Genomic DNA, 12,956 nt, shown 5'->3' with positions numbered 1-12,956 from the left:
CCAGACGCAGAAGCCGCTCACCCGCCGTGCGGGTGAGCGGCTTCTCGCTGTCCTCCGGTCGGATGCCGTGGTCCGCCGTCACACGGCGATGACCCGGATGACGCATTCGCCGAGCTGCAGCACGGTGCCCGGAGTCAGGCCGAACCGCTGATGGGGGGTCATCGGCCCGGTGCGGCCGTCTTCCGTGCGCAGCGATGAGCCGTTTCCCGAGCCCAGATCCTCGAACCACGTCTGCCCGTCGACGATGCCGAAACGTCCGTGCGTGCGCGAGACGGAGCGATCCCCGTCCGGCACGGCGACCAGAGCGGCATCCGTACGCTCGCCATCGGGCAGACGAGGCGCACGTCCGATGTAGCCGAGGCCATGGATGGGCACCGTGGTTCCGTCCTGGAACTGCAGAGCGATGACCGCTGGCGCTGACGCCGGTGCGGGTGCTGACGCCGCTGCTGCCTGTGCCACCGGTGCCGCGGGCGGCGTCGGGGCCGGCGCTGGCGGTGCGGGCGGCGCTCCCTCTGCGAGCCGGTCGGACAGAGCCTGGCCCGCCGAGGGCTGCGGATCGGCGACCCGTCCCGGTGACGCGTCGGGTGCGCCCCCGGTGGCTCTGCCCCCGCGCGCCGCAACGCGGCGGAATGCCAGCTCGGCGTCGCTGTCGAGCACGAGGACATCTCCGGGCGCGAGGAAGCTGGGAACGTGGGGAGCGAGCGCGGCGACCGTCCCATCGGGCCGGCGCACGGATGCGCCGTTGGCCGAACCGAGATCCTGCACCCACAGCTGACCGTCTTCGATGCCGAACGCGGCATGGGTGCGAGACAGCGATCGAGTGCTGTCGGGCACCCGGATGAGAATCGCGTCGGGGATCGACTCCGGGGCGCGCGGCGCGCGGCCGATGAATCCCAGACCGGTCGCCTGGATGACCGTGCCGTCCGAGAGGACGAAAGCGGGGACGGTTCCCGCGTCGCTGTGCGGTGCGGGCGCGGCCGTGGGCGTCGGGGCGACGATGGCGGCCGGTGCCGCCGTGAGAGGGGTCTGGGTGATGACACCCGGCTGATCGGCGATGGTGGCGGTGGACGAGTCGGCACCGGTCACCCGCGCCGTCAGATCCAGCGTGCGCCCCGCGCCGCTCGCCGCGCTCACCCTGGTCCTGCGGATGTCGATGACCCGCGCGCCGGCGAGACCGTCGAGCAGACCGGAGGCGCTCAGACCGACGGGGAGCAGAACGGGGACGATGTGCGCGAGACCCATCACGAGACTGCGGGGGAGCAGCCGAAGCGCTCCGACGCTGACGTCCGTGTCGCGCTGCACGCTCCGGATGCCGCAGACGAGGTTGCCCGGTGTCGCTCCGGTGTGCCCCTCCCAGATCCATCCGATGGCCCACAGCTCGATCACGGTGACCGCCACCAGGGCGAGCGATCCCGTGGTGAACCAGATCGCGGTCGCCGCGGCTGCCACGATCGCGATGTCGATCAGGTACGCACCAGCGCGCTGGCCGGCCGTGGCGGGGGTCGCGAGCGTCTTCGTCACGGGTGCCTGGGTCGTCTGTGTCCGCGTCCGTGATCGCAGCGGCGCGGCGGGAGGGGAGACTGTCACGAGAAGACCTCCAGAATCTGTCCGGCTATCCCGGAGCCGTACAGCAGGGCAGCCGGAGCGAGCGCGAGCAGCAGGCCCTCGACGATGTCCCCGGTGCGCGACCATCCCAGCGACCGCCAGTCGCGTGCGAGCGGCACGGTGAGGCAGCCGACCACGACTCCTGCGAGCAGAAGCCCGAGCGCGACCAGCAGTCCGCTGGGCTGCAGGGAGAGGATGAGTGCCGCCGCGGAGACCGCCGAGACGATCGCTCCGGTGACGAGGGTGGCCGCGCGGGAGAGCCCGTTGCGCACCGTTCGCGACGTCAGCAGGAAGTAGAACCCGGCCCCGAGCGACCCGCCCAGGACGCACCACGACTCGATCGAACGGTCGACGGCCGTCGGCACGGCGAAGAGGGTCGACAGCAGCGCCAGCGTGCAGGCCGCCACGATGCCAGCCTCCGAGCGGCGACGAGCGATGAAGTACTGTCGTGCGGCCGCTTCGGCGTGCACAGGGGACGGGGGAACCGGGGTTCCGGATCTCAATCCCTGCGCGTCTCGGATCACGAACGGGGTATCGATCAGCTCGTTCGGATCGACGTCGAGCGCCGCCGCGCGCATGTAGTGGACGATCGGGATCGCGCACGCGATGTGCACGGCCGTCATCGCCGCCGCCGGGATCTCGGCGAGGAAGGCTGCCGTGTCGACGACCGCGAACACCGACCAGATCACGGCGATGACCGCCGTCGTCGCACGGGGGACGGTCCCCGCCACCTGCGCCTGGGCGTGGCGGATGCAGGCGATCGTGGCACCGGCCACCAGCCCCGCCGCGATCATCGCCCCCGGGTCGTGGAACCCGGCGAGCAGGACCGCACCCGCTGCACCGCCGAGCAGCGGGGCGATGTACGCCGCCGACAGCGTGGAGTCGCTCACCGGCCGGGCAAGCATGCCCACGGCGCTGCCCAGCAGCGTGACGGCGGAGAGCCCCACGACCAGCGGCGTCGGGGTGAGCACCGCGCAGAGCAGCAGAACGGCGGTGATGAGGAGCAGCAGTGCGAGCAGCAACGGGTCTCGATGGGAGCGCGCGAGCGGAGCGTCCTTCCGCGCGGTGCGACCCGACGTCGGGCCGACCTCGGTCTGCGTCCGGTCGAACAGCCAGATCACCCCGCCGTCGCCGGGCGTCACCGAGACGGTGCTGTCGAGATCGATCGCCGCTCCGGAGGTGGTGGTGCCGACATAGCGGCGGAGATCGACCCCGCCGACGGCGAGCAGCTCGGACACCGTGGAGTCAGCGGCGACGACGAGGTCGTGTCGACCGTTCGCGTCGGCGACGGTGAGGCGAATCGTCTTCGCTGACATCCCCGCCCCTCGAAGTTCTCGCGCGATACCGGTCCATCTCGGCGTCCTGCCACAATAGTAGGTGACGCGAGGAGGGCCAGTCGTGAGCACCACCAGCAATCGCCGTGCGCCGAAACCCCCGGCCGGCGGGCAACTCACCCTGCAGCAGGCGCCGGAGCTCCCCAAGCCCGAAGGCGCCTCGAACACCCTCATGATGGCGCTGCCGATGGTGGGCAGTCTGGGGTCGGTCGCGGTGCTCTCGCTGACTCAGGGCGGCGACGCCACACGCACCTACATCATGGGCGGCCTGTTCCTCTTCATGGCGCTGTCGATGGTGGGCGGTCAGATGTGGCGGCAGAAGGCGCAGCACTCCACGAATGTCGAGAACACCCGTCGCGAGTACCTCGCCTACCTCGCCGAGACGCGCGACGCCGTTCGCGAAGTGGCGTCACGGCAGCGACGGTACGAGGAATGGATGCTGCCGGCCCCCGACACGCTGCCCTTCATCGTGGAGGAGGGATCCCGCGTGTGGGAACGGCCGGTCGGTGACCCGCAGTTCCTGGTCACGCGAGTGGGCACGGCGACGCAGCCGCTCGTCATGACCCTCGACGAGGCCCCTATCCCGCCGCTCGCCCAGCTCGACCCGGTGAGCGCCTCGGCCGCCCACCGCTTCGTCCTCACCCACGACCAGGTTCCCGACCTGCCGTTCGGCCTGAACATCGCCACCTGCGCGCGCATCGAGCTGGTCGGCGACACCGTGCGCGGTCGAGGACTCGCGAGAGCGATGATCGCGCAGCTGGTGACCTTCGCCGCTCCCGAAGACCTGCAGGTCGCGGTCATCGCGTCCGGCGTCGACCTGCCCTACTGGGAGTGGGTCAAGTGGCTGCCGCACGCCCAGTCCGAGAGCAGGACGGATGCCGTCGGCGGCGCTCGCCGGATCGGCTCCTCCTGGGCGGACATCGAGCCCCTGATCGCCGACATCCGCGCTCGCGGCCCGGTGAGCGGTCGAGGTGGCGGAGCCGTGCCGCACGTCCTGGTGGTCACCGACGGCGTCGAGCTGCCCCCGGGCAACCTGCTGAACGAGGAGGGCGGTGTCGACGGCGTGACCGTCCTGGACATCCCTCGGGAGTGGGATCAGCTGACCGATCCGCTGACGATCCGACTCATCCTCGAGGGCGAGACGGGCACGGCGCTGACGGTCGCGCGGCGCGGTGTCGGCGCGGTCGCGGCATCCGCTGACTTCCTCGGCATCGCTTCGGCGGAGGCCGTCGCCCGTCGCCTCACGGGCCTCGGTGAGGCAGCGCAGGACGAGGATGCGGGAGGCGCCCGCACGATCAGCGCCGAGCTGACCGACCTCCTGGCGCTGCCCGACGTGCGCGACTTCGATCCCGAGGTGGCCTGGAAGCCGCGCTCTGCTCGGGACCGACTGAGGGTGCCGATCGGACTCACCTCCACGGGTCAGCCGATGGTGCTCGACCTCAAGGAATCGGCCCAGCAGGGCATGGGCCCGCACGGCATGCTCATCGGCGCGACCGGATCGGGGAAGTCCGAAGTGCTGCGCACGCTGGTGCTGTCGCTGGCGATGACGCATTCGTCCGAGGCGCTCAACTTCGTCCTCATCGACTTCAAGGGTGGAGCGACGTTCGCAGGCATGGCCGACATGCCGCACGTGTCCGCGGTCATCACGAACCTCGGCGATGACCTCACGCTCGTCGACCGCATGCAGGATGCCATTCAGGGTGAGATGACGCGTCGGCAGGAGCTGCTCCGCGACGCCGGCAACTTCGCGAACGTCACCGACTACGAGACCGCGCGCAAGGGCGGTCGCACCGATCTCAAGCCCCTGCCGGCGCTGCTCATCGTCGCGGACGAGTTCTCCGAGCTGCTCGCGGCGAAGCCGGACTTCACCGAGCTGTTCGTCGCGATCGGCCGCCTCGGCCGGTCGTTGCAGGTGCACCTGCTGCTGTCGACGCAGCGACTCGAGGAGGGCAAGCTGCGGGGTCTCGACTCGCACCTGTCCTACCGGATCGGCCTGAAGACCTTCTCCGGCGCGGACTCGCGCGCAGTGATCGGGGTGCCCGACGCCTTCACCCTCCCCGGCGGCGGTGGGCACGGGATCCTGAAGTCGGATGCCGAGACCCTCACCCAGTTCCGCGCGGCGTACGTCTCCGCGCCGCCGAAGACGCGGCGGCGCAGACCGGGCGCCGCGGACGCCCCGGGGAGCGACCTCCCGGTTCGCGCGATCGAGGCCCGTTCCTTCACCGCCGCCCCCGTCGTGGTGCAGGAGGACGCCGAAGAGCCGCAGCTCGCTCTCGGTGCGGCGAGCGTCGAGGCCCCTGAGAAGCGCGTGACCTTCGACATCGCCGTGTCGCTCATGAAGGGGCGGAGCGTGCCGGCTCACCAGGTGTGGCTGCCTCCGCTGGATGTGCCGCCCACGTTCGACGAGATGCTCGGCGATCTGGTCGAGGATCCGCAGCTCGGTCTGATCTCGCCGCGCTGGCGCCAGCAGGGGCCGCTGACCATTCCACTGGGCATCGTCGACCGCCCGCTCGAGCAGCGTCGCGACAGCCTCGTCATGAACCTGACGGGCGCAGGCGGGCACCTCGCCATCGTGGGCGGTGCGCGCAGCGGCAAGAGCACGCTCGCACGCAGTGTGGTCACCGGTATCGCTCTGACCCACACCCCGCAGGAGGTGCAGTTCTACGTCATGGACTTCGGCGGCGGCACGTTCGTGCCGTTCGCCAAGATGGCGCACGTCGCGGGCGTCGCAGGGAGGAACCAGCCGGACGTGCTGCGGCGCATGTTCCAGGAGGTCGTGGGCATCGTCAACGCCCGCGAGCGCTACTTCACCGCCAACTCGATCGACTCCATCGAGACCTACCGGCGCCTGCGTGCCCGGGGCCAGGCGGACGACGGGTACGGCGACGTGTTCCTCGTCATCGACGGCTGGCCGACGATCCGCGCGGAGTTCGACGAGATGGAGTTCGCGATCCAGGCGCTCGCCGGTCGGGCCCTGACCTTCGGCGTCCACCTGATCGTGACGACGACACGCTGGATGGACTTCCGCACCGCGATCCGCGACACGTTCGGGTCGAAGCTCGAGCTGCGCCTCGGTGACACCACCGACTCCGAGATCGATCGCAAGGTGGCCGCCAACGTGCCGCTCGGACGACCCGGGCGCGGCCTCGCACCCTCGAAGCACCACATGCTGACGGCCCTGCCTCGCGTAGACGGATCCGGCGACCCGGAGACCCTCGGCGAGGGCGTGGAGCACCTGATCGCGCGCGTGAACGCGGCGTGGAAGGGACCGCAGGCGCCCAAGCTGCGTCTGCTGCCCGAGATGCTCGAACTGCCGCGACTGCAGCAGCTCGCCGCCGGCACACCCCTCGAGAACCAGGTCCTCCTGGGCGTCGACGAGGCGGAGCTGGCACCGACGGCGTTCGATGTCCGTCGCAACCCGCACCTGTACCTGTTCGGCGACAGCCAGTCCGGCAAATCGAGCTTCCTGCGCGCTTTCGCACGCGAGGTCATGCGCACGACCACTCCGAAGACCGCGCAGCTGTTCGTCGTCGACTATCGCCGGGCGCTGCTCTCGGAGATCCCGGACGAGTACCTCGCGGGGTACTACACGACCGCTCAGCAGGCGTCTGAGGAGCTCGCTGGGCTCGCGGAGTATCTGCGCGGTCGGCTGCCGGGCCCGGACGTGACGCCGCAGCAGCTGCGCGACCGCTCCTGGTGGTCGGGGGCGGAGGTCTACGTGCTGGTCGACGACTACGATCTCGTGAACACGCAGTCGGGGAATCCGATCGCGGTCCTGCAGCCGCTGCTCGCGCAGGCGACCGACGTGGGCCTGCATCTCATCCTCGCGCGCCGCTCCGGCGGTGCGTCCCGTGCGACGTTCGAACCCGTGATGCAGACGCTGCGCGACCTGGCGTCCCCCGGCATCCTGCTGTCGGGCAGCCCCGACGAAGGGCCGCTCATCGGCAACGTCAAGGCGACGCCGGCCGTGCCGGGACGGGCGAAGGTGATCACGCGCGACCGCGGGGTGCAGACGATGCAGCTCGCGTACGCGCCCTCGTCCCACGTCTGAGCGGGTGTTCCGACGTTCGGACGTCAGGTGGGCAGAGCTACCCATGGGCAGCGCCGCACCGGACCCGTAAGGTGATATCTGTCGCCGGGCATCGGCGTCACGGCCCCAACCGGGGCCGACCAATCGGGGCCCAAGAGCCCTTATGACCAGGAGGTGACCGTGGCAGGAGAAGTCTCTGCAGCGGATGGTGCCCTGCAGCAAGGTGCCAGCATCGTCAGCAGTTCGAAAACGGACATCATCGGTGAGCTGAACTCGATTCAGAGCCAGCTCTCCGGCATCGGTGCGTCTTGGGCCGGCTCGGGCGCCGCTGCGTTCCAGCAGACCTTCCAGGCGTGGCAGGAGAAGTCGCGGAAGATCACGAACGCGCTCGACACGTTCGAGCAGAACCTGCGCGACTCGCAGTCTGCCTACACCCAGACCGACGACGCGTCGGCGCAGGCTCAGAACAAGTTCATGGGCCGTCTCGGCTGAGATCGGAGGGGAAGACACTATGGGTAACGACGGTTACAAGATGCAGTTCGGCGCTGTCGACACGGCGGGTACCGACCTGGTCCGCGGCGCCAACAACATCGAGAGCAAGCTCAACGACATGGAAGACGCGCTGAAGCCGCTCCAGGCCAACTGGACGGGTTCGGCCTCGGAGGCCTACCTCCAGGCGAAGGCGCAGTGGAACTCGGCGCTGAGCGAGATGAAGGCGCTTCTGACCGACATCGGACGCCAGGTCTCGCAGGACTCGGCCGACGGCCAGGCCAACGAGAACCGGAACATGAACCGCTGGTGACGATGTCGCCACCTTCGCGGTGAGTTCCTCAGCCGGCTGTCACCCTCGGGTGGCGGCCGGCTTTCTCGTGCCGGCGCGCCCCGACTCAGCGGGTGGCGGCGGCGTCGGCCAGATGCCGCGCGTTGTGGCTGAGCACCTTGACGATGATGCCGTGGCGGCGCAGCTCGGCGACCGTGCGGGCTCCCTCGTCGGCATCACGACCGAGCGCTCGGATGTTCGCGACGACCAGCACGTCGCCCTTGTTGAGCGTCGCGATGAGACGCGTGAGCCGGTCGTTCCAGCTCTCCAGGATGTCGGGCGCGGGGTGGCGGAAGCCCTCGATCGGCACACCGAAGCGGGTGAGATCGTCGCGCTGCTCGACCACCGACGGCATGTCGTCGCGCGAGACGACGAGCCCGACCAGGCGCGAGCCGTCGGGACGCGCGAGCCAGAAATTCCGGTTCTGCTGGAGCTCTGTGAAGCACTTCGGGCACTCGGCCGCGGCATGCGGCAGGTGCAGCGGGCTGGTCAGCGGCTCCTCGACGGATGCCGCCGCCCTCGTGGGATCGATCGTCTCGCTCATCGCGCACCTCCGGCATCCATTCTGCCCTGAATGCGACGCGAACGGTGACCCGTCAGAGCAGTCCGAGCGCCGTCACCGCGTCGCGTTCCTCGACGAGCTCGGCGACCGATGCCTCGATGCGCTGCCGCGCCCAGTCGCTCACCTCGAGTCCCTCCACGACCTGCCATTCTCCGTCGATCGACTGCACCGGGAACGAGCAGACGAGGCCCTCGGGTACGCCGTACTGGCCCTGCGAGACGACCCCCGCCGACGTCCAGTCGTCGGTGCCGTGCACCCAGTCGCGAACGTGGTCGAGCGTCGCGCTGGCGGCCGAAGCGACCGACGACGACCCCCGCACCTCGATGATCTCGGCGCCGCGCTTGGCGACGCGCGGGATGAACGTCGAGTCGAGCCAGGCGGGCACGTCGCCGACGATGGCCTCGAGTGCCTCGCTCGCCGGCCTGCCGGCCACGGTCGCGTGCGAGACGTCGGGGAACTGCGTGGCCGAGTGGTTGCCCCAGATGGGCACGCGACGCACGGTGTCGACGGGCACCGCGAGGGTCTGGGCGAGCTGAGCGCGGGCGCGGTTCTCGTCAAGGCGGGTGAGAGCCGTGAAGCGGCTCGAAGGCACGCCGTCGGCGGATGCCGCGGCGATGAGCGCGTTGGTGTTCGCCGGGTTGCCGACCACCGTGACACGGACGTCCGGGGAGGCGTTCGCGGCGATCGCCGCGCCCTGCGGACCGAAGATGCCGCCGTTGGCCGCGAGCAGGTCACCGCGCTCCATGCCCGGTCCCCGGGGGCGCGCGCCGACGAGCAGCGCGAGGTCGCACCCGTCGAACCCGACCGCCGCGTCGTCGCTGACCTCGACGTGCTCGAGCAGCCCGAAGGCACCGTCCTGCAGCTCGAGTGCCGCGCCTTCGGCCGCGCCGATCCCCTGCGGGATCTCCAGCAGCCGCAGCCGCACCTTCTCGTCGGGGCCGAGCAGGTCTCCGGCGGCGATGCGGAACAGCAGCGCGTAGCCGATCTGCCCGCCCGCGCCCGTGATCGTGATCGTGGTGCTCATGTCCCGAGCCTACGACGGGCGCCGGTGATGCGGGAGGGCGCCGGTCGGGCGGAGTACCCTCGTGGCATGACCTTCAACCCCGAGGCCGACGTCTCCGGCAACACCGCCCGTCGCAAGGGCCGCGGCGCGGTCGTGGCCGGTGCGGGAGGTGTGGGCCTGCTCGGCATCATCGCGCTCATCGCCGGTCCGCTGCTCGGAATCGACCTCACCGGACTCCTCGGCGGGTCCGGAGGCGGCACCGGTGCCGAGCCCTCCGAGGGCAGCGTGATCGAGAACTGCGAGACCGGGCAGGATGCGAACGAGAACGTCGACTGCCGGGTCGCCAGCTCGCAGCTCGCCCTCGACGGCTACTGGGAGGACCACGTCGAGAACTACCGGCCGCCGCAGCTGATCATCGTCGACGGGGCGACGGCCAGCTCGTGCGGAACGGCGTCGAACGCGGTAGGGCCGTTCTACTGCCCGCCCGACGAGACGGTGTACATCGATCCGACGTTCTTCCAGCTCCTGCAGCAGCAGTTCGGCGCGTCGGCGGGCAACCTCGCTCAGCTGTACATCGTGGGGCACGAGTGGGGCCACCACATCCAGTACATCACCGGCGACATGGAGCGCTACCCGAACAACGGCACAGGTCCCGACAGCAACGGCGTGCGCATCGAGCTGCAGGCGGACTGCTACGCCGGTGCGTGGATCGGGCAGATGGAGGGGGAGAAGGACAAGAACGGCGTGCCCTACCTGCAGCCCAGCACCGAGGCGGAGCGCGAGGATGCTCTGAACGCGGCGTTCACGGTCGGCGATGACAACATCCAGGAGCAGTCGAGCGGCACGGTGAACCCGGAGAGCTTCACGCACGGCACGGGCGACCAGCGCCAGTACTGGTTCGCGAGCGGCTACCGGAACGGCCTCGACAGCTGCGCCGACCCCCTCACGATCCCCGGCGACCAGCTCTGATCCTCGGGCGTCACGACAAATCGCGCGCTATCGCGGTCAGGCGCGCAGCGCCGCCGTCAGCGTCTTCAGAAGTCCGAGCAGGCCGCCGCCGGCGCGGAACCGCGTGAGGCCCTCGCTCACCCGCGCGCCCGTGCGCGCGGAGACGAACCACGGCGGCGTCGGGAGGATCGTGAAGCGGCCGCCGCCGTTGACCACCGGCAGGGAGCGCGGGAAGGGACGGAACGGGCCGCGGATGACGGAGCGCTCGACGCCGTCGAGCAGCAGCGCGTTGTGCACGATGCCGAGGCCGCTGCCCACGTCGTCGATCGTGTTGCCGGGGAAGGCTCCCCAGGTCAGCGTCGGGATGATGAATCCGAACGCCGTCCAGCCGTTGATCGCGATCGAGCCGTAGCGCAGCGCGGCGATCGCTCGCTCGAAACCGGCGCCGAGCGACTTCTCCGTCACCGGGTCGATGAGCAGGTTCGCGCCGAGCGTGCCCTGCAGACTCTCGTTCGCGTATGCGACGGCGGCGTCGAGGAACGTCTGCCCGGAGCCGGGCAGCGCGACGACGCCGAGCACCGGGGCGAAATACTCGGTGGTCTGCAGAGCTGCGGCATCCTGGTGCTCGTCGATCTCGACGAGCAGTCGATCGCCGAGGACGAGCGCGTCGGGGTAGTCCGCCGTCGCGACGTCCATGCGGGAGTCGGATCCGGGGTACCAGATCGGCCGCTCGGGCGCCTTGGCGTATGCGCGGCGCAGCGCCGCCCGGAAGGCGTCTGCCTGAGCCCAGTCAGCCGAGAGGATCACGACCTGTCCGGCGATGCAGTTGTGCCCGCCGTTCTGCAGGCGCATCGTCGCGATGTGCTCTGCCTGGTACGCGAGATCGGCGTCGGTCCACTCGCCCGGGACGACGATGATGGGCGAGACCCCGCCGAGCTCCGCGGTGATCGGCTTCTTCAGCTGCGGGCGGTTCTCGCGGCGGCGACGCGCTGCAGCCGGTCCGGTTCCCCAGACGATCGCGTCGAAGGTCGCGGCGGACCCGGTGATGTGCACGTGCGCGAGGTCGCGGTGACCGGTGAGGTAGGCGCCGACGGCGGGGCCCCCTCGGACGACCCGCAGGAACCCCGGGCCGATCAGGGGAGCGAGCGCGCGCTTGAACACTGGCACCAGGGCATCCTGGGTGGGATTCACCTTGAGCAGCGCGGTGCGGTTGTGGGCCAGCAGCTCGTACAGCACGTCGAGAACCGGAATCGACGTGACATTGCCGGCGCCGAGCACCAGACCCACACCCCCGGATGCCGCGGGCGTGCGCTGCGCGAGCCCGGCTCCGGCCCGCGCGCCGTTCGGCGTGATGCCCGGCTCGAGCCACACCTCGCCGGCGAAGCCCGACAGCAGGAACCGATCGATGCCGGTGAGGGGGAAGGCGTGCACGCGCGTGCGACCGCCCGGCGCGCGGCTCATGCGCACGCCGTCGAGAGCGTTGCGACCCTCAGCGAGGCGGGTGAGTGTATCGATGTACGCATCGAGCGCTCCCAGCACGCTGTATGGGCCGCTCAACCACTCCTCGCCACGCAGCGGATGGCGTCCGTCGAGGCGCTTCGACGCGGCCGCCGTGACGGCCCAGTCCTCCGCCGCTGCGGCGACGCTCGTCCGCACCTGGCGCAGCAGGGTGACCCGCTGCGACAGGGTGAGCGCCGACCACGTGGCGGCACCCGTGTGCAGCTCGCCGATCGCGGTGTCGAGGCGGGCGCGGTCGGTGTCGTCGAGGTCGGGGGCCTTCGCGTCGGCGCCGGGCGAGGCGGACGTGGTCGCAGAAGTCATCGGCGTCTCCTTCGGACGGGACTCCAGCCTAAGCCGCCGCACCCGCCGCGCGAGTGGTCACGTCGCGATCAGATCAGCGAGAGCTCGCGGAGCTTCGTCTCGACATCGGCGTTCGAGGGCTCGACCTGGTGAGAGGAATCGGGGTAGAGCACCACCGGGATGTTCGTGCGACCCGAGATATCCTTCGCGACGTCGGCGGCGGAGGGGTCGGCCACGAGATCGACGTAGGTGTACTCGACACCCAGCTCGTCGAGCTGCTTCTTGGTGCGGATGCAGTCGCGGCACCAGTCGGCACCGAACATCGTGATCGTGGATGCTGCAGGAGAGGTCATGCATCAAGCGTACGTCCGCGTGGGGGAGCGGGCGCCGCTGGTGTACGCAGGGCGACGGAAGCCGTCCTTGTGAGGTTAGGCAAGCCTTACTTAGAATGATTGCATGACGACAGCGAGCGAGCACCTCGAGGATCCGGACTGGGAGCGCATCGACGGAGCGGTGCTCATCGCGGGAGATGCCGCCGATGCAGGACTTATCGCAGCGATCGCTGCACGCATGCCCTGGCACGCCGAGGGTGTGATCCTCATCGAAGCAGCCGCCCGCATCCAGTACCGCCATATCGACGTCCCCGAAGGGGTCTCCGTGCGGTGGCTGCTGCGTGGCGACGGCATCCGGCAGCACGCGAAGGGCGAGCGCCTTGCGAATGCGGTGCACTCCTGGTGCGTGGAGTGGACGTGCTCCGAGCCGCCGGCGCAGTGGACCGTCTGGCTGGGACCGCACACCCCACCGCACGTCGCGCGCATGGCGCGAAGCCTGCTCGGCGTCGCGAACTAGGGGAG

The 12,956-nt window shown here is 70.3% G+C and carries 11 protein-coding genes; 5 read left to right on the top strand and 6 right to left on the bottom strand.

What is annotated here, in order from left to right; all coding sequences use genetic code 11:
• Positions 1-78: 78 nt before the first annotated feature.
• The gene (locus tag M3195_RS00425) at positions 79-1,521 is read right to left on the bottom strand and encodes an FHA domain-containing protein (RefSeq protein ID WP_251584102.1); all 1,443 of its coding nucleotides are present in this window, start codon (positions 1,519-1,521) and stop codon (positions 79-81) included.
• Positions 1,522-1,583: 62 nt separating this feature from the next.
• On the bottom strand, positions 1,584-2,921 hold the full coding sequence (locus M3195_RS00420; protein WP_251584091.1) for a hypothetical protein: 1,338 nt from the start codon (positions 2,919-2,921) through the stop codon (positions 1,584-1,586).
• A gap of 82 nt (positions 2,922-3,003) precedes the next feature.
• On the opposite strand from M3195_RS00420, the gene eccCa reads away from it, so the two are divergent.
• From eccCa to M3195_RS00405, 3 genes are all read left to right on the top strand, one after another.
• Positions 3,004-6,990 (top strand): type VII secretion protein EccCa, encoded by a 3,987-nt coding sequence (eccCa, locus tag M3195_RS00415; RefSeq protein WP_251584089.1) that lies wholly within the window; start codon positions 3,004-3,006, stop codon positions 6,988-6,990.
• A gap of 153 nt (positions 6,991-7,143) precedes the next feature.
• On the top strand, positions 7,144-7,461 hold the full coding sequence (locus tag M3195_RS00410) for a WXG100 family type VII secretion target (RefSeq protein WP_251584087.1): 318 nt from the start codon (positions 7,144-7,146) through the stop codon (positions 7,459-7,461).
• 19 nt (positions 7,462-7,480) lie between these two features.
• Entirely contained in the window at positions 7,481-7,771 is a 291-nt protein-coding gene (locus M3195_RS00405; protein WP_251584085.1) for a WXG100 family type VII secretion target, read from the top strand.
• Positions 7,772-7,856: 85 nt separating this feature from the next.
• On the opposite strand, the gene M3195_RS00400 is transcribed toward M3195_RS00405, so the two are convergent.
• The gene (locus M3195_RS00400) at positions 7,857-8,333 is read right to left on the bottom strand and encodes a recombinase family protein (protein WP_251584083.1); all 477 of its coding nucleotides are present in this window, start codon (positions 8,331-8,333) and stop codon (positions 7,857-7,859) included.
• Positions 8,334-8,385: 52 nt separating this feature from the next.
• Positions 8,386-9,375: a malate dehydrogenase gene (locus tag M3195_RS00395; protein ID WP_251584081.1), complete on the bottom strand. Its 990-nt coding sequence runs from the start codon at positions 9,373-9,375 to the stop codon at positions 8,386-8,388.
• A 66-nt stretch (positions 9,376-9,441) separates the two neighbouring features.
• On the opposite strand from M3195_RS00395, the gene ypfJ reads away from it, so the two are divergent.
• Entirely contained in the window at positions 9,442-10,323 is an 882-nt protein-coding gene (ypfJ, locus tag M3195_RS00390; protein ID WP_251584079.1) for a KPN_02809 family neutral zinc metallopeptidase, read from the top strand.
• Positions 10,324-10,359: 36 nt separating this feature from the next.
• On the opposite strand, the gene M3195_RS00385 is transcribed toward ypfJ, so the two are convergent.
• Positions 10,360-12,123 carry an aldehyde dehydrogenase family protein gene (locus M3195_RS00385; RefSeq protein WP_251584077.1) on the bottom strand — a complete coding sequence of 588 codons (1,764 nt, stop codon included), beginning with the start codon at positions 12,121-12,123 and terminating at the stop codon, positions 10,360-10,362.
• A 68-nt stretch (positions 12,124-12,191) separates the two neighbouring features.
• The gene (locus tag M3195_RS00380; protein WP_251584075.1) at positions 12,192-12,455 is read right to left on the bottom strand and encodes a glutaredoxin family protein; all 264 of its coding nucleotides are present in this window, start codon (positions 12,453-12,455) and stop codon (positions 12,192-12,194) included.
• A gap of 103 nt (positions 12,456-12,558) precedes the next feature.
• Between M3195_RS00380 and M3195_RS00375 the strand changes: the two genes are divergently transcribed.
• A complete protein-coding gene (locus M3195_RS00375) occupies positions 12,559-12,951 on the top strand; it encodes an SIP domain-containing protein (protein WP_251584073.1) in 393 nt (130 codons plus the stop codon).
• The last annotated feature ends 5 nt before the right edge of the window (positions 12,952-12,956 follow it).

Origin of the sequence: Microbacterium hydrocarbonoxydans (genome assembly GCF_023715885.1) — a bacterium.
Lineage (GTDB): Bacteria > Actinomycetota > Actinomycetes > Actinomycetales > Microbacteriaceae > Microbacterium > Microbacterium hydrocarbonoxydans_C.
This window is presented reverse-complemented; position numbering and strand designations above follow the sequence as displayed.

Coding starts and splice junctions, on each gene's coding strand:
- M3195_RS00420 (WP_251584091.1), bottom strand. CDS start 2,921: ATGTCAGCGAAGACGATTCGCCTCACCGTCGCCGACGCGAACGGTCGA.
- M3195_RS00405 (WP_251584085.1), top strand. CDS start 7,481: ATGGGTAACGACGGTTACAAGATGCAGTTCGGCGCTGTCGACACGGCG.
- M3195_RS00400 (WP_251584083.1), bottom strand. CDS start 8,333: ATGAGCGAGACGATCGATCCCACGAGGGCGGCGGCATCCGTCGAGGAG.
- M3195_RS00395 (WP_251584081.1), bottom strand. CDS start 9,375: ATGAGCACCACGATCACGATCACGGGCGCGGGCGGGCAGATCGGCTAC.
- ypfJ (WP_251584079.1), top strand. CDS start 9,442: ATGACCTTCAACCCCGAGGCCGACGTCTCCGGCAACACCGCCCGTCGC.
- M3195_RS00385 (WP_251584077.1), bottom strand. CDS start 12,123: ATGACTTCTGCGACCACGTCCGCCTCGCCCGGCGCCGACGCGAAGGCC.
- M3195_RS00380 (WP_251584075.1), bottom strand. CDS start 12,455: ATGACCTCTCCTGCAGCATCCACGATCACGATGTTCGGTGCCGACTGG.
- M3195_RS00375 (WP_251584073.1), top strand. CDS start 12,559: ATGACGACAGCGAGCGAGCACCTCGAGGATCCGGACTGGGAGCGCATC.